Here is a 16196-nt window from a genome sequence, read left to right as displayed (position 1 = left end):
GTCAACGGATCCGGAGAGTCGGTTGAGGGGCTGGAAGATCGTGACCGCACAGGCAGCCGCACCGACGGCCGCACCGGCAGTGGTGGACGTCGTGGCACTCGGCGAGTCCATGGTCACCTTCCTGCCCGCGCGGCCCGGCCGCCTCGCCGACGTGCCCTCCTTCGACCGCGGCATCGGCGGCGCCGAGTCCAACGTCGCCTGCGCCCTGGCCGCCGCGGGACACACCACCCGCTGGGTCAGCCGCGTCGGCGCCGACGGCTTCGGTGACCACCTGGTCGAGACGATCGGCGGCTACGGAGTCGACACCTCCGCCGTCGGCCGCGACCCGCACCGGCCCACCGGCATCTACTTCCGCACCGCAGACGACCGTGACACCGACGCCCACGAGGTCGTCTACTACCGCGCGGGCTCCGCCGCCTCCGCCATGGCGCCAGGGTCCGTCGACGAGGACGCCCTCACCGCAGGACGCGTCCTGCACCTGTCGGGCATCACGCCCGCCCTCTCCGCCGACTGCCTCGCCCTCGTACGCCACCTCTGCGCCCGGCGCCCGGAGCGCGGCCCGCTCGTCTCCTTCGACGTCAACCACCGCCCCGGGCTGTGGAAGGACACCGGCGACGGCCCCGGCGTCCTCCTCGACCTCGCCCGCGGCGCCGACCTCGTCTTCGTCGGCGAGGACGAGGCCGCGGCCGCCTGGGACGTGACCGGCGGACCCGCCGCCGTCCGCGCCGCCCTGCCCGAGCCCGCCACCCTCGTCGTCAAGCAGGGCAGCCGCGGCGCCACCGTCTTCCGGCACGGCGAGGACCCCGTCTTCCGGGCCGCCCTGCACGTGGACGTCGTCGCACCCGTCGGCGCGGGCGACGCCTTCGCCGCCGGTTTCCTCTCCGCCACCCTGCGCGGCCTGCCCGCCGACCGGTGCCTGCGCCACGGCCACCTCATGGCCGCCGCCGCGCTCACCGTCCCCGGCGACCTCGCCACACCCCCCGACCGCACCCACGCCGACCGCCTCGCCGACCTGGACGACGCCGCCTGGGGGACACTTCGTCTCGGCCCCGGCTGGACGGATCGCGCCCCGTCGGACACCGCGGTCGAGGAGGAGGTACGTACCCCATGAGCCAGACCGTCGACCGCGCCCTTTCGATCCTGCCGCTGCTCGCCGAGGGCCCCGCCGACCTGGGCCAGGTCGCCGACCGGCTCGGCGTGCACAAGTCCACGGCGCTCAGGCTGCTGCGCACCCTCCACGAACACGGCCTGGTCTTCCGCCAGTCCGACCAGCGCTACCGTCTCGGCGCGCGCCTCTTCGCCCTCGCCCAGCAGGCCGTCGAGAGCCTCGACGTGCGCGAGATCGCCCACCCCCACCTCCTCGCCCTCAACGAGAAGTGCGGCCACACGGTCCACCTCGCCGTCTACGAGGAGCAGGAAGTCCTCTACATCGACAAGGTCGAGAGCCGCTACCCGGTGCGGATGTACTCCCGTATCGGCAAGCCGGTGGCGATCACCGTCGCCGCCGTCGCCAAGCTACTGCTCTCCGACTTCCCGGAGGCCGAGCGCCGCGCCATCGCGGAGAAGCTCGACTACCCCACCTACACGTCCCGTTCGACACCCAACGCCGCCGCGTTCCTGCGGGAGTTGGAGAAGGTGCGCGAACAGGGCTGGGCCACCGACCTCGGTGGCCACGAGGAGTCCATCAACTGCATCGGGGCCCCCATCCGCGGTGCGGACGGGCGCGTCGTCGCGGCCATGTCGGTCTCGGCGCCGAACGTCGTCGTGACCGCCGAGGAACTCCTCACCCTGCTCCCGCTGGTCCGCCGCACGGCGGACGCCATCAGCAGGGAGTACTCCGGCGCCGCGCCGGAGGCCAAGACCGCCCCACTCAAGGAAGCCTGATCAGCCCATGACCGAGAAGACCGCGCTCACCCCGGCCACCCACACCACCCCGCCCGCGAAGTTCTCCCACGGCGTGAAGAAGGGCAACATCCTTCAGGTCGCAGGACAGGTCGGCTTCCTCCCCGCCGAGGAGGGCAAGGCCCCCACCCCCGCGGGCCCGACCCTGCGCGAGCAGACCCTGCAGACCTTCGCCAACGTCAAGGCGATCCTCGAAGAGGGCGGCGCCACCTGGGACGACGTGATGATGATGCGCGTCTACCTCACGGACGTGGACCACTTCGCCGAGATGAACGAGATCTACAACGCGTACTTCGAGGAGCAGGGCCTCAAGGCCCCCGCCTCGGCCCGCACCACCGTCTACGTCGGCCTCCCGGCGGGTCTCCTCATCGAGATCGACGCGCTCGCCGTCCTCGGCTGACCCACATCCACTTCTCCACGCAAGCCGTACGTCGTCACGGCACGGCGCCCGCATCCCGCCGGGCGCCGTGCCGCGATCCCCCCTGCTCCGAAAGCCCCATGCACTTACGAGGTCAAAGATGTCCCCGTCCCACACCGCCGTGCTCGCGGCCGCCCCCGCCGCAGAACCGCCACCGCACACCGGTGGCATCCTCACCCTGATCGACGGCACCGCAGGCCTCCTGACGGTCGCCGCGCTCGGCATCGTGCTTCTGCTCTTCCTGATCATCAAGGTCAGGCTGCAGCCCTTCGTGGCGCTGCTCGCGGTCTCCATAGCCGTCGGTCTCTCGGCCGGGCTCTCCGTCACCGAACTCTTCGGCACCGTCCAGAGGTCCGACGCCGTCTCGGTCATCGAGACCGGCATGGGCGGCATCCTCGGCCATGTGGCGATCATCATCGGCCTCGGCACGATGCTCGGCGCGATCCTGGAGGTCTCCGGCGGCGCCGAGGTCCTCGCCTCCCGCCTGCTCGGCCTCTTCGGCGAGAAGCGCGCGCCGCTGGCCATGGGCCTGACGGGCCTGATCTTCGGTGTCCCCGTCTTCTTCGACGTCGGCATCTTCGTCCTCGCGCCGATCGTGTACGCCGCCGCCAAGCGCAGCGGCAAGTCGATCCTGCTCTACTGCCTGCCCCTGCTCGCGGGCCTCTCCATGACCCACGCGTTCCTGCCCCCGCACCCGGGCCCGGTGGCCGCCGCGGGACTGCTCCACGTGGACCTCGGCTGGGTCATCCTGATGGGCATCGTCTGCGGCATCCCCGCGGTGCTCGCCGCCTGGGCGTTCTCCGCGTGGGTCGGCAAGCGCATCTTCGTGCCGGTGCCGCAGGACATGGTCGAGGCCGCCGAGGAGGCCAAGGCCGCGGTCGTCGCCGAGCAGCGGGCGGCGGGCGTGGCCCCGCAGGAGAAGCCGGTGCCGCTGGGCATCGTCTTCACGATCATCGGCACGCCGCTGGTCCTGATCCTCCTGGCGACGTTCTCCTCGATCGCCTTCGATCCCTCGACGTTCCGCAGCGTCATCGAGTTCTTCGGCAGCCCGTTCGTCGCCCTGACCATCGCCCTGCTGATGGCGTACTACCTGCTCGGCATCCGGCGCGGCTGGTCCCGCAAGTCCCTGGAGACCGTCTCGACCGCGTCCCTCAAGCCGGTCGGCAACATTCTCCTGGTCGTCGGCGCGGGCGGGATCTTCGGCGCGGTCCTCAAGGCGAGCGGCGTGGCCGACGCCATCTCGGACACCTTCCAGGACGTCGGCCTGCCGATCATCGTCCTCGCGTACCTGCTCTCCCTGATCCTGCGCGTCGCCCAGGGCTCGGCGACGGTCGCGATCGTCACGACGGCGGGCATCGTCGCCCCGCTCCTCTCCGAGGGCGACTACTCCCAGGCGTTCACCGCCCTGGTCATCATGGCGATCTCGGCGGGCTCCATCTTCGCCTCGCACGTCAACGACGGCGGCTTCTGGATGGTCGCGAAGTACTTCGGCATCAGCGAGCGGGACACGCTGAGGACGTGGACCGTCCTTGAGTCGGTCCTGTCCGTGGCAGGGTTCGCGGTCGCCGCTCTGCTGAGCCTGTTCGTCTAGGGCCTGTCTTTCGGATCTGTCCGGGGTCGCGGGGTCTGGCACGCACATCTGCGGCGTTGTCGTCGGTTGCCAACGCTCCGCGTTGCCGCCCTCCTCCGCCTTGCAGCTGCACGCACCAGACCCCGCTCAAGCCCCACCCAAGGCAAGGCCACCCAAGTCCGGCCTGATCCGAAAGACAGACCCTAGGGCCCTAGCGGTTCGCCCTGCCGGTCTGCCGCTTGCAGGTCAGGTCGCCCGCGGGCAGCTTGCCGGTGGCCAGGTAGCGGTTGACCTGGTTGTCGACGCAGGCGTTCTCGTAAAGGCCGTAGACCGCGTGCCGGTTGGCGCCCTCGACGGTGACCAACCGGGAGCTCGGCAGCAGACCGTGCAGGGCGACGGCGCCCTTGTGCGGGGTGCGCGGGTCGCCGGTGGCGGACACGATCATCGCCTCGGCATCGTGCGTCACCGCGGTGGGCTCCTCACGGGGCCGGTCCCAGAAGGCGCACGGGCCGATGTTGTTGTTCATCGGGCCGAAGCGGGGGTACGCGGCGCGGCTGCGCCGGATGTCCCGCCAGTAGACCTCCGGGTCGCGCGGGGCCGCCTTGTCCCCGCAGATGATCGCGGTCTGCGAACTGCCCATGTTCGACTGGTCGCCGGTCGTCGCGAGCCGCAGGAGCCCGGTGAACTGCGGCGAGAGCGTGGTCGGCAGCCCGGCCGCGGCCTCGTTCAGCACGGACACGTGCTCGCCGAGGGACGCCCGGGAGGCGTCGGTGTCGCTGTCGAGCCCGGCGAGGAGGACGAACGGGACCTGGGTGTCGTCCAGCCGGAAGCTCTCCGGTGCGGTGCCGACGGACAGCGGGCCGCGCGCGGACTCCTTGATGACGCGGTCGACGGTGGCGAGGACCTGGGCGCGGGTGCGGCCGAGGTGGTAGGTGTCGTTCCGGGCGGCGGCCCAGGCGGCCCAGTCGGCGAGCGCCCGCTCGTTCTCGCCGACGGCCTCCTTCAGGAGCCGGGGGCCGAACTTGCGCGGGTCGATGGCGCCGTCGAGGACCATGCGGTCGGTGCGGCCGGGGAACATCTGGGTGTATACGGTGCCGAGGTAAGTGCCGTACGAATAGCCGAAGTAGGAGATCTTCCGCTCGCCGAGCGCGCCGCGGATGACGTCCATGTCGCGGGCGGTGTTGCGGGTGCTCACGTGCGGCAGTACGTCGGCGTTGGTGGCGCGGCACTTGGCGGCCAGGTCCTTGTGGAGGTCGATCTGGCGCTCGAAGCTCGCCCGGCCGAGGCCCGCCGAGAAGAGCTGCGTGCCGACGTTCCAGCCGCAGTCCAGCGGGGTGCTGCGGCCGACGAAGCGCGGGTCGAAGCCGACGATGTCGTAGCGCGGACCCGTCTTCTTCATCCACGCGTGGAACTCCGGCGGCGACTGCACGGCACCGTTGCCGGGGCCGCCGTTGTTGAGCAGGATCGAGCCGATGCGGTGGCGGGTGTCGGTGGCCTTGAGCCGGGATATCGCGACGGTGAGCGTACGGCCCCCCGGCTCGGAGTAGTCGAGCGGCACGGTGACGTCCGCGCACTGGACGCCGGCCGTGTCCAGGTCGCGGCCCATGGAGTCGTCCGGGCTCTTGGCGCAGCCGCCCCAGCTCAGGTGCTGGGAGTAGTAGCGGTCAAGGCCGGAGGCGGGCTTCGCCGGGGTGGCGGTCGCCGTGCCGGTCGCGGCGGCCGCGGCGGGGGCCGCGCCGAGGCAGGCGGCGAGGAGGAGGCCGACGTTCCGTATGCGTCTCATACCGTCGACGCTAAGTGGATCATCGGCCCCGCTCACTACGGCTGTCCCCCCACTTCGGAGGGGGATCACCCCCGCCGACGGCCGGCGGGGGCGCGCCGCCGTCAACTCGCGCAGTACTGCTGCTCCTTGCCGATGGACCGGTACATGCAGTCCGAGTTCTCCAGGAGCTGCAGCACCGCGTCGCGGTTACGCGACGTCTCCCGCTCGATGACCTCGTCGGGCGGGTAGAAGCCGCCGCCGCCGGAGCGCGGGTACATCTCGAAGGTGTAGCTGAAGATCTTCTGGTCGCCCCACAGCCAGTCGTCGATCGTGCCGTCCGTGATGTAGAGGTCACTGGACTGCTCGGGCGTGTAGCCGTTGCTCGCGGCCATCTTCCTTCCGACGGCGGCGTGCGCGTCGCGGTCGTCCTGGGTGAGGCCCGGTGCCGTGTCGTTGTACGTGAAGCCGTACGGCCACAGGACCAGCTCGCTGTACGTGTGGAAGTCGATCCCGGCCTTGATCTGCTGCTTGCCGCCGACGACGCGGCTGCGGACGAAGTTGGCGACGACCTTCACCTCGGGGGCCGACTCGGCGGCCGAACCCCGGTAGGTCTCGGAGCCCGGGGTGCTCGAAGAGCCGCCGCAGCAGCCCCACTTGTAGCCCCAGTTGCGGTTCAGGTCGGTGCCGGTGCGGCCATTGGAATTGGGCTGCCGGTTGAGCCGCCAGCTGCGGTACGAGCCGGTCGCGATGTCGTACTCGCCGCCGTCCGGATTCATGTCCGGGACGATCCAGATCTCGCGCGAGTCCACCATCTTCTTGATGCGGGCGTCGGAGGCGTAGCCCGCGCCGAGTTCGCGGAGGAGGTACAGCGCCATCTCGACCGTCAGGTGCTCGCGGGCGTGCTGGTGGTGGGTGAAGAGGACTTCCGGCTCGGCCTCGTCGGTGCCCACGTTGTCGCTGACCTTGATGGCGACGATGTCCCTGCCGGAGTACGACTTGCCGATGACCTTCTTCGACATCAGGCTCGGGTAGGCCGCGATGCGCTGGTCGATCTCCGCGTTCATCTCGGCGTAGTTGTGGTACCTCGCGTCGGCGGGCGGGAAGTCCTTGACCCGCACTTCCTGTCCGTCCGTACGCTTCGGCGGTCCGGCCAGGGGCTTGAGCTCGTACCCCGACTCCCGCAGCTTCGCGGCCTGCCGGGCGTCCGCCGAGACGACCACCGCGCGGGCGTCCACCTCGTCGATGGCGACGCCGGTGCGGGCGAGTGCGGTGCGCGCGGCGCGGTCGTCGCGCAGGGGTATCTCGTACTGGCGCGTTTCCTCGTCGGTTGCCGTCGCCGCGCCGCCCGCGGCCCGGTCATCGGATCCCGATGCGGCGTTGGCGGTCAGGGGCGCCGCCAGGGCGAGGGTGAGGAGGGTCGCGAGAGCGGCGGATCTCCTGCCGCGTATGCGCAGTCGCATGAAGTCTCCTGAGGGGGTGGGGGTTGCTCAGTGCGACACGTGCGGGGGCGTGCGGTGGTGCGGTGCGGGGTGTGCGGTGGTGCGGTGCGGGGTGTGCGGTCGTGCGGTGCTGCGTGTGCTGTCGTGCGTTGCGGGTCGCGCGGCCCCATCGTCGAGCCATGGCATGGCCCCGTCAACGCTCTCTTCGGCCAACCCCCTTGTGCCGGAAGCGGCGATGCGCTTTCTTGATCGGCATGGCTGAAACCACAGGCAGTGGCACCACCGCCGACGCGACGGCCCCCCGGCCGCGCAAGTCGAGCTGGAAGTACATCGGCCCCGGCATCGTCGTCGCGGCGACCGGCGTCGGCGCGGGCGACCTCGTCGCGACCCTCATCGCGGGCAGCAACTTCGGCTACACCCTGCTGTGGGCGGCCGTCATCGGCTGCGTCGTCAAGATCTCGCTCGCGGAGGCCGCGGGCCGCTGGCACCTGGCCACCGGCCGTACCCTCTTCGACGGCTGGGCGAGCCTCGGCCGCTGGACGACGTGGTTCTTCGTCGTCTACGTGGTGATCTGGGGGTACGTCTACGGGGCGGCCGCGATGTCGTCGTCCGGGCTGCCCCTCCAGGCCCTGTTCCCCGACGTCATGGAGCTCAAGTGGTGGGGCATCCTCACCGGCGTCGTCGGCCTGGCCTTCGTCTGGTTCAACAAGTACGCCGTCTTCGAGAAGGTCATGACGGTGCTCGTCGGCATCATGTTCGTCGTCACCGTCTACCTCGCCATCCGCGTCACCCCGCACCTCGGTGACGCCTTCGCGGGCCTGCTCCCCGTCCTGCCCGACGAGAAGGACTCCGTCCTCAACACACTCGGCCTGATCGGCGGCGTCGGCGGCACCATCACGCTGGCCGCGTACGGCTACTGGGTCAACGCCAAGGGCTGGACCGACGCCGGCTGGATGAAGGTGATGCGGCTCGACAACCGCGTCGCGTACATCACGACCGGCATCTTCGTCGTCGCCATGCTCTTCGTCGGCGCGGAGATGCTGCACTCCGCCAACGTCGCCATCGCCAACGGCGACAAGGGGCTCGTCCAGCTCTCCGGCATCCTGGAGGAGGAGTACGGCAACGCCACCGCCAAGATGTTCCTCGTCGGCTTCTTCGCCACGTCCTTCACCTCGCTGATCGGCGTGTGGCACGGCGTGAGCCTGATGTTCGCCGACTTCGTCGAGCGCTACCGCAAGGAGCGCGTCGGCGCCGAGGAGAAGGCGCTGACCGGCGAGGAGGTGGCGTCCGGCAGCCACGAGAAGTCGGTGCCGTTCCGCGCGTACCTGCTGTGGCTGACCTTCCCGCCGATGGTCCTGCTCTTCCAGGGCCAGCCGTTCCGCCTCATCATCCTCTACGGCGTCCTCGGCGCGGCCTTCATGCCGTTCCTCGCCCTCACCCTGGTCTGGCTGCTCAACTCCTCGCGCACGCCCCGTGAATGGCGCAACGGCTGGCTGAGCAACGGCATGCTGGCCGTCGCGGGTCTGCTCTTCCTGGTCCTGTGCGTCAAGCAGATCACCGACCAGGACTGGGGCAGCTTCTTCTGAGGGCCTGTCGGAGGAATCGCCCCGGGGGGACGCGTAGGTTCCGGGGAACGGCTTCGGCCAACCTCGGTCCGGGTGGCCCGGGGCCGAACGCGGAGTTGGCGGGGCGTGGACCTGTCGATTCCGGCTGCGTCGGGTTTTGGCCCTGATTTCCGCGGGCGCTGCCTGCCCCGCGCGCCGTCACTACTGTCATGCCCCACTCAGGCCCGGCTGCCGGAAAGCCGGGCGGACGGGGGTGGAACGACCATGAGAGCCAGCAGAGAAGTGACCGGCAGGGCGCGTACGTTCGTCTCGCTCGCGGCGCTGGTCGCCGGGGGAGTGCTGTGGGCCGCGCCGAACGGCGCCGCGGCCCCGGCCGACCCGGGCGCCGCCCCGGCCCCGGCCGCCGCGGCGTCGTACACCATCGGGCAGTTCAACATGGCGGGCGGCAACGCTCAGCACGGTGACGACGGCGACGAGGCACCGGACGCCCTGGTGCGCAGCGTCCAGGACCGCAAGCCCGCCTTCATGACGCTGAACGAGGCGTGCAGGGACTGGTCGGACCGGCTCCAGTCGCAGCTCGGCGGCGAGTACACGGTGCTGTTCGACCCGGTGACCAGGAGCGCGGGAGGGCCGAACACCAAGTGCTACCACCCGGTGGGCGTGCCGGACGACCAGCGCACGGACTTCGGCAACGGCCTGCTCGTCCGCAACGACATGGGCTTCGACACCTCGACGCTCGTCGGCCACAGCCTCGGCACCTCGGCCGACCGCGAGCAGCGCGAGATGCTCTGCATGACCTCGCCCACCAGGCAGCTGGCCCTGTGCAGCGTGCACCTCACGCACAACAGCAAGTCCGAGCGCCGCAAGGAGTCCGCCAAGGCCAAGGAGATCCTCGACACCACGTACGCCGGATACACGAAGTACCTGGGCGGCGACCTCAACGCCGAGCCGCTGCACCAGGCGCCGGACAACTTCTACCACCCCGACTACGGGCGGGGAGCGGGCGGCCAGTTCAAGGAGGCCGACAGCCACTGCGGCAACAACCCGCACTGGGGCGACGTGATCGGCGGCTCACCCTTCCCGGTGATCCTCTGGTGCCGTGACGGCGAGGCCACGATGAGCGACGCGAATAAGAAGATCGACTACATCTTCGTGCCGATGGCGACGCACGTCGACTGGGCCGACGCCACGAACGCGGAGCACTCCGACCACAAGCTGCTGTGGGCCGGGGTCACCTTCTGAGAAGCCCGGGCCGACGACGGTCGGAACGACGGCGGTTCCCCCCGGGTGGAGCGGGGGGAATCGCCCACCTCCATATGAACAGTGGGAAGTTGGGTGTCGAGTCGACCATGACGTGGATATGGTGCTGAGGCAGGAGTGCACGAGGACCGGGGGTGTACGCATTGCCGACCGCCATAGCCGTCACGGGCCCCGACCTCGTGCTGCCGTCGCCCGACCGGCACACCCCGTCGGCCGCCGTCCTCCAGTCGGCCGTGCGGCCCCCGCGGGCGTACTCCCTGGACAAGGCGCTCGCCGAGATGCACACCCTCATCGAGCAGCACGGCCACGTCATCGCCCTGTGCCCCGCCTCCGCGCCCGCGGTCGTCCGGCAGCGGCTGCACGCGGTCCGCTCCGTCCTGGAGAGCGACCGCATCGCCGTCGTCCGCTCCGACCTGCCGCCGCTCGGCCTCTCCGTACTCGCGCTCCAGCTGCGGCAGCTGTCGGTCTGTGACTTCAGTCCGGGCGTCCTGGCCTGCGCCGCCCGGCTCCTCTCCCACTACATCTACGCGGGCGCCCTGCTCACCTCGGTCGCCAGGCTCGACCGCGTCCCCGTCACCCTCAAGACACACGCCAAGTCCTGGCTGCCCGGCACCCAGTTCGCCGTCCTCGCCACCCCGCGCCCCGAACTCGTGAAGCTCTCCGGCGGCAACGGAACGGCCCTGCCGGGGCCGGGATTCGGCACCCGCCTGCTCTACGCCCCCGGCAAGCTGGCCCCCGACTGGGTGACCGGCACCCTCGCCCCCGCCTGGCGCTCCCAGGACGTCACCGAGACGACGCTGCCCGGCGAATCCGCGCGCTGGTGGGCCACCGGCAGGCTCGTCGAGTTCGCCGCGGCCATCCCCGACATCTCCGTCCTCTACCAACTCGTCTCGTCCGTCCGCCGCGACGACTGCCACTGGTGCGGCCTCGAACTCATCGGCGACCGCTGCGCGTTCTGCGCCGCGCCCCTGCCGCCGCCCGCCGAGTGCCCCGCGCCCCCGGTGCGCGCCCTCACCTCCACCGGCACCCGAACCCGCCCCGGAAACGGCGGCGCACGGCACGACGCGACCGCCCTGCCCCGCGGCGCGACCTAGGTCAGGACCACCCGCCCCCGCACCTCGTACGCGACCGACGACCGCACGTGCGCCACCCCGCTCACTGTCCGTAGCCAACCGCACTCGATCGAGGTAGTCCGGCCCATGAACTCACGCCAGCGCCGCGGCGTCATCCTGCTGGTCCTTTCGGTCCTGTGCGCGATCGGCGCGTTCGCGGGCGTCCTGTCGGTGATCCGCGACGTGAATGCGAAGGTCGGCCCCGAAGTCCCCGCGTACAAGCTCAAGGACGACATCGCGCCCTACAAGGAGCTGACGTCCGACCAGTTCGAGAAGGTCGAGATGCCCGAGCGCTGGCTGTCCGACAACGCCGTCACCGACCTCCGGCAGATCCGCGGCAAGATCGCCGTCACCCAGCTGCGCAAGGGCTCGCTGCTGCAGTCCGACATGATCGTGAAACGGCCCGAACTCGGACCGGGCCAGCAGGAGATCGCCATCATGATCGACGCCGCGACGGGCGTCGCCGGAAAGATCACGCCCGGCTCGACGGTCAACATCTACGCCACCTTCAAGGGCGAGGCCGACAACGCGAAGGACCAGTCCAAAGTCATCGTGGAGGGTGCCAGGGTGCTCGACGTCGGCAAGCTGACCCCGCTCGAACCGAACCAGGACGACCGCACCCGCCGCAGGGCCACCGAGGCGGTGCCCATCACGTTCGCCCTCGGCACCGCCGACGCCCAGCGCGTCGCGTACGCCGAGTCGTTCGCCACGCACGTCCGGCTCGCCCTGGTCGGCGCGGGCGGCGACGCGACCGTACCGCCCCGCGACCGGACGTACACCCTCGACGAGGACAAGTAGGAGGTCACGTATGACCACTCGGATCCTCCCCGCCGTCGGAGACATCGACGCGGCCCGCGCCCTATCCACGCTCACCGGCCAGCTGCCCGACACCGAACCCGCGCTGCCGGTCGGCGACTCCACGGCGCTGCTCGACACCCTCGCGCACCTCGCCGCCGAGTCGGTCGACGAGTTGCCCGAGGTCGTCCTCGTCCACGAGCGGATCGGTCCCGTCCCCGCCCTCGACCTCATCCGCGACCTCGTCCTGCGCTTCCCCGCGGTCGGCGTCGTCCTGATCACCGCCGACACCGGCCCCGGACTCCTCACCGCCGCCATGGACTCCGGGGCGCGCGGCATCGTCGGCCTCCCGCTCGCCTACGACGCCCTCGCCGAGCGCGTCCAGGCGGCCGCCGCCTGGTCCACCGGGATGCGGCGCCACCTGGGCAACGGCAGCGGCGGCCTCGAGCTGTACGCGGGCAACGGCGCCGGACCCGGCTCGGGCACCGTCGTCGCGGTCAGCGGGGCCAAGGGCGGCGTCGGGGCGACCGTCACCGCCGTCCAGCTCGCCCTCGCCGCCAAGGCCTCGGGGCGCACCGTCGCCCTCCTCGACCTCGACCTGCAGTCCGGCGACGTCGCCTCCTACCTCGACGTGCAGTTCCGGCGCTCCGTCGCCGACCTCGCGGCGATCAGCGACATCACCCCGCGCGTCCTCCAGGACGCCGTCTACACCCACGAGACCGGCATCGGCCTGCTCCTCGCCCCCGCCGAGGGCGAACGCGGCGAAGAGGTCACCGACCGCGTCGCCCGCCAGATCATCGGCGCCCTGCGCACCCGCTACGACGTCGTGATCGTCGACTGCGGCGCCTACGTCACCGGGGCGAGCGCCACCGCCGTGGAACTCGCCGACCAGGCCCTGCTCCTCGTCACCCCCGACGTCGTGGCCGTCCGCGCCGCCAAGCGCATGGTGCGCCTCTGGGACCGCCTGCAGATCCGCAAGGCGGAGGAGACCGTCACCGTCATCAACCGGCACGGCAGGACCGCGGAGATCCAGCCCTCCCTGGTGGAGCGCGTCACCGGCACGAGAACGGCCCGTTCCACCGTGCCCGCCTGCTTCAAGGAACTGCAGGGCGCGGTCGACGCGGGCCGCATGCAGGACCTGGAGAGCCGCTCCACGGTCAAGCAGGCGCTGTGGGCCCTCGCGGGCGAACTCGGCCTCGTCGACGGCGACACCGCGGCCGGCACCAAGCGCTCCGGCCTCGCCCTGCGCAGAAAGGCGGCGGGCGGCGACCGGGGCGCGGTCACCCTCGAATTCGCCGGCATGTTCCCGCTCCTCCTCGTCGTCATGACGCTCCTCTGGCAGTGCGCGCTGTACGGGTACTCGTACTCACTCGCGGGCAACGCGGCGGACGAGGCGGCGCGGGCGTACACGGCGGCGCGTGCGGTGGGGGAGGGCGCGGCCGGGGCCTGCGACGCGGCGGGCAAGGAGCATCTGCCCGGTGCCTGGCAGGGCGCGGAGATCTCGTGCGGGGAGGAGGACGGCGTGTACAAGGCCCACGTGCGGGTCGACGTGCCGGTGTTCTTCCCCGGCTTCGACGCGGGGTGGAAGGTCCACGGAGAGGCGGGCGCGGCGAAGGAGGGGGACGACGGGTGACGCGGCCCGGGTTCTTCGTGAGGCTCCGGGGCCGCCGGGGGCGGGACGGGCGCCGCCGCTGGGGCGACCGGGGCGTATCCATGCTGGAGTTCGCCGGATTCCTGCCGATCCTGCTGCTCGTCGGCCTGGCCGCGATCCAGCTGGGCCTGGTGGGGTACGCCGCCAACCAGGCCGGGTCCGGCGCCCGCGCCGCGGCCCGCGCGGCCTCGCAGGGCGACTCCGGGGAGGCGGCGGGTGCGGCGGCGATGGACGGCGACCTGGACTCCTCCGTCGATGTCGGGATCGGCACCGAGACCACGACCGCGACCGTCGAGGTCCAGGTCCCGACCCTGCTCCCCTTCATCGGCTCGGACTGGAGCGTCACCAAGCACGCCACCATGCCGAACGACGACGACCCCACGGACGACTGACGCCCGCCTGAAACCACGTATCGACGAAGGAGGTTGAGAGGACACCATGAGCCTGCGCGACCGCGTGGCCCCCACCCGCCAGACCGAGCCCAGCCGCGACGACGGCCTCGTCGCCGTCTACCGCTCCAAGCTCCTGGAGGAGATCGACCTCGCCGAGATGTCGTCGCTCGCGGCGGCCGACCGCCGGGTCCGCCTCGAACGAGTGCTCGGCCACATCATCAGCCGCGAGGGCCCCGTCCTCTCCACCTCCGAACGCGCCCAGCTGATCCGCCGCGTCGTCGACGAAGCCCTCGGACTGGGCGTACTCGAACCGCTCCTCGCCGACACCTCCATCACGGAGATCATGGTCAACGGCCCCGACTCGATCTTCGTCGAGCGCGCAGGCCGGGTGGAACAGCTCCCCCTGCGCTTCGCCTCGAACGAGCAGCTGATGCAGACCATCGAACGCATCGTCTCCACGGTCAACCGCCGCGTGGACGAGTCGAACCCGATGGTCGACGCCCGCCTGCCCACCGGCGAACGCGTCAACGTCATCATCCCGCCGCTCGCCCTGACCGGCGCCACCCTCACCATCCGCCGCTTCCCCCGCGCCTACACGCTCCCCGAACTCATCGGCCTCGGCTCCCTCGACGAGCACATGCTGATGCTGCTCGCCGCGTTCGTGAGGGCCCGCTTCAACCTCATCGTCAGCGGCGGCACGGGCACCGGCAAGACCACCCTCCTCAACGCCCTCTCCGGCCTCATCCCCGCCCACGAACGCATCATCACCATCGAGGACTCCGCCGAGCTCCAGCTCCAGCAGGACCACGTCATCCGCCTCGAATCCCGGCCCGCCAACGTCGAGGGCAAGGGCCAGATCACCATCCGCGACCTCGTACGCAACTCCCTGCGCATGCGACCCGACCGCATCATCGTCGGCGAGGTCCGCGGCGGCGAGACCCTCGACATGCTCCAGGCGATGTCGACGGGCCACGACGGTTCGCTCGCCACCGTCCACGCCAACACCGCCGAGGACGCCCTCATGCGCCTGCAGACCCTCGGCTCCATGTCGGAGGTCCAGATCCCCTTCGAGGCCCTGAAGGACCAGATCAACTCGGCCGTCGACGTGGTCATCCAGCTGGCCAGGCACGGTGACGGCTCCCGCAAGGTCGCCGAGATCGTGCTGCTCGTCAGCCACGGTCGCCAGCAGTTTCGCATCGTGCCGGTCACCCGCTTCGTGCCGTACCCGCTCGGCGCCGACCGCGTCGTGCACGGCCGCTTCGAGCACCTGCCGCTGCCCCGCGAGGTCGCCGACAAGCTGTACGTCGCCAACGAACCGGTGCCGCCGGCCTTCGGTGTGGCGGAGGCCATCGACGTACTGGACACGAGGGAAGCGATCGGATGAACGACCCCGCCGCCCTCGCGCTGGGCGCCACGATCCTCACGGGCACACTCGCCGTCGCCGGCATCCACACGTACGCGTCGGGGCGCGCCCAGCGCCAGGCCCTGGCCGACCGCCTGGCGCTCGGCCCCGGCTCGGGGGACGGCGGCCCGGCCGGCCGCGCCCGTCGCTTCGCCGCCGTCGACCGCCGCCTGCGCCATACCCGCCTGGGCCGCTCCCTGCACCTGCGCCTGTCGGCCACCGGACTCGACCTGACACCAGGCGAGTTCTTCACCTACGTCGTCGCGGTGGTCGCCGCCCTCTGGCTGACGGCGGCGGCCACGCTCGCCCCCTTCTTCGGCCCGATCGCGGGAGTGGTCGCCGTCTGGAGCGCGGTCGCCTTCCTCAACTGGCAGCGCCAGAAGCGCATCGAGGCGTTCATCAACCAGCTCCCCGACGTGGCACGCATCCTGGCCAACGCGACGGCGGCGGGCCTGGCCCTGCGCACGTCGCTCGCCATGGCGGCGGAGGAGCTGGAGGCCCCCGCGGGCGAGGAACTCAGCCACGTCGCCGACCAGTTGACCCTGGGCCGCTCCATCGACGACACCCTCGGCGAACTGGCCGAACGCTTGCCGTCCCGCGAGCTGATAGTCCTGGTCACCACCCTCGTCCTCTCCAACAAGGCGGGCGGCACGGTGGTCAACTCGCTGCGCAACCTCACCCAGACCCTGGAGGACAGGAAGGAGACCCGGCGCGAGGTCCGCACGATGCTGTCGGAGGTCCACGCGACGGCGTTCACGGTTCCCCTGCTCGGCCTGGGCTCCCTGCTCCTCATCAACTCCTCGAACGAGGGCGCGCTGGAGCGCGTGACGGGCTCACCGCTCGGCCAGACACTGATCCTCATCTCGCTCGGCCTGTATGGGATCGGCTTCTTCGTGATCAGACGCCTCGGAAAGATCGAGGTCTAGAA

14 protein-coding genes are annotated in these 16196 nt (G+C 71.1%); 12 read left to right on the top strand and 2 right to left on the bottom strand.

What is annotated here, in order from left to right:
- Positions 1–109 precede the first annotated feature (109 nt).
- The 4 genes from AC07DI_RS01975 to AC07DI_RS01960 all read left to right on the top strand — a co-directional run bounded on the left by AC07DI_RS01975 (position 110) and on the right by AC07DI_RS01960 (position 3911).
- A complete protein-coding gene (locus AC07DI_RS01975) occupies positions 110–1111 on the top strand; it encodes a sugar kinase (RefSeq protein ID WP_384261654.1) in 1002 nt (333 codons plus the stop codon).
- Positions 1108–1884: an IclR family transcriptional regulator gene (locus tag AC07DI_RS01970; RefSeq protein ID WP_384261559.1), complete on the top strand. Its 777-nt coding sequence runs from the start codon at positions 1108–1110 to the stop codon at positions 1882–1884. Before AC07DI_RS01975 ends, AC07DI_RS01970 begins: the two co-directional genes overlap by 4 nt.
- Positions 1885–1891: 7 nt before the next feature.
- Positions 1892–2302 (top strand): RidA family protein, encoded by a 411-nt coding sequence (locus tag AC07DI_RS01965; protein ID WP_055570127.1) that lies wholly within the window; start codon positions 1892–1894, stop codon positions 2300–2302.
- Positions 2303–2420: 118 nt separating this feature from the next.
- Complete coding sequence (locus tag AC07DI_RS01960) at positions 2421–3911, top strand: GntP family permease (protein WP_478901534.1); 1491 nt, start codon at positions 2421–2423, stop codon at positions 3909–3911.
- A 190-nt stretch (positions 3912–4101) separates the two neighbouring features.
- Here AC07DI_RS01960 and AC07DI_RS01955 read toward each other — a convergent pair whose 3' ends face one another.
- Positions 4102–5673 (bottom strand): alpha/beta hydrolase, encoded by a 1572-nt coding sequence (locus tag AC07DI_RS01955; RefSeq protein WP_478901533.1) that lies wholly within the window; start codon positions 5671–5673, stop codon positions 4102–4104.
- A gap of 101 nt (positions 5674–5774) precedes the next feature.
- On the bottom strand, positions 5775–7112 hold the full coding sequence (locus tag AC07DI_RS01950) for a M14 family metallopeptidase (RefSeq protein ID WP_478901531.1): 1338 nt from the start codon (positions 7110–7112) through the stop codon (positions 5775–5777).
- A gap of 233 nt (positions 7113–7345) precedes the next feature.
- On the opposite strand from AC07DI_RS01950, the gene AC07DI_RS01945 reads away from it, so the two are divergent.
- From AC07DI_RS01945 to AC07DI_RS01910, 8 genes are all read left to right on the top strand, one after another.
- Positions 7346–8677 (top strand): Nramp family divalent metal transporter, encoded by a 1332-nt coding sequence (locus AC07DI_RS01945; RefSeq protein WP_478901530.1) that lies wholly within the window; start codon positions 7346–7348, stop codon positions 8675–8677.
- Positions 8678–8920: 243 nt separating this feature from the next.
- The gene (locus AC07DI_RS01940; protein WP_384261600.1) at positions 8921–9898 is read left to right on the top strand and encodes an endonuclease/exonuclease/phosphatase family protein; all 978 of its coding nucleotides are present in this window, start codon (positions 8921–8923) and stop codon (positions 9896–9898) included.
- A 161-nt stretch (positions 9899–10059) separates the two neighbouring features.
- Positions 10060–11010 carry a hypothetical protein gene (locus AC07DI_RS01935; RefSeq protein ID WP_478901720.1) on the top strand — a complete coding sequence of 317 codons (951 nt, stop codon included), beginning with the start codon at positions 10060–10062 and terminating at the stop codon, positions 11008–11010.
- A 105-nt stretch (positions 11011–11115) separates the two neighbouring features.
- Complete coding sequence (cpaB, locus tag AC07DI_RS01930; protein ID WP_384261603.1) at positions 11116–11826, top strand: Flp pilus assembly protein CpaB; 711 nt, start codon at positions 11116–11118, stop codon at positions 11824–11826.
- 10 nt (positions 11827–11836) lie between these two features.
- The gene (locus tag AC07DI_RS01925) at positions 11837–13456 is read left to right on the top strand and encodes a CpaE/TadZ family protein (RefSeq protein ID WP_478901528.1); all 1620 of its coding nucleotides are present in this window, start codon (positions 11837–11839) and stop codon (positions 13454–13456) included.
- A gap of 80 nt (positions 13457–13536) precedes the next feature.
- The gene (locus tag AC07DI_RS01920; protein WP_478901718.1) at positions 13537–13866 is read left to right on the top strand and encodes a TadE family protein; all 330 of its coding nucleotides are present in this window, start codon (positions 13537–13539) and stop codon (positions 13864–13866) included.
- Positions 13867–13912: 46 nt separating this feature from the next.
- Positions 13913–15250 carry a TadA family conjugal transfer-associated ATPase gene (locus AC07DI_RS01915; RefSeq protein WP_384261609.1) on the top strand — a complete coding sequence of 446 codons (1338 nt, stop codon included), beginning with the start codon at positions 13913–13915 and terminating at the stop codon, positions 15248–15250.
- The gene (locus AC07DI_RS01910; protein ID WP_478901525.1) at positions 15247–16194 is read left to right on the top strand and encodes a type II secretion system F family protein; all 948 of its coding nucleotides are present in this window, start codon (positions 15247–15249) and stop codon (positions 16192–16194) included. Before AC07DI_RS01915 ends, AC07DI_RS01910 begins: the two co-directional genes overlap by 4 nt.
- The last annotated feature ends 2 nt before the right edge of the window (positions 16195–16196 follow it).

The sequence above is a fragment of the Streptomyces sp. NPDC044106 genome, assembly GCF_056433985.1.
This window is presented reverse-complemented; position numbering and strand designations above follow the sequence as displayed.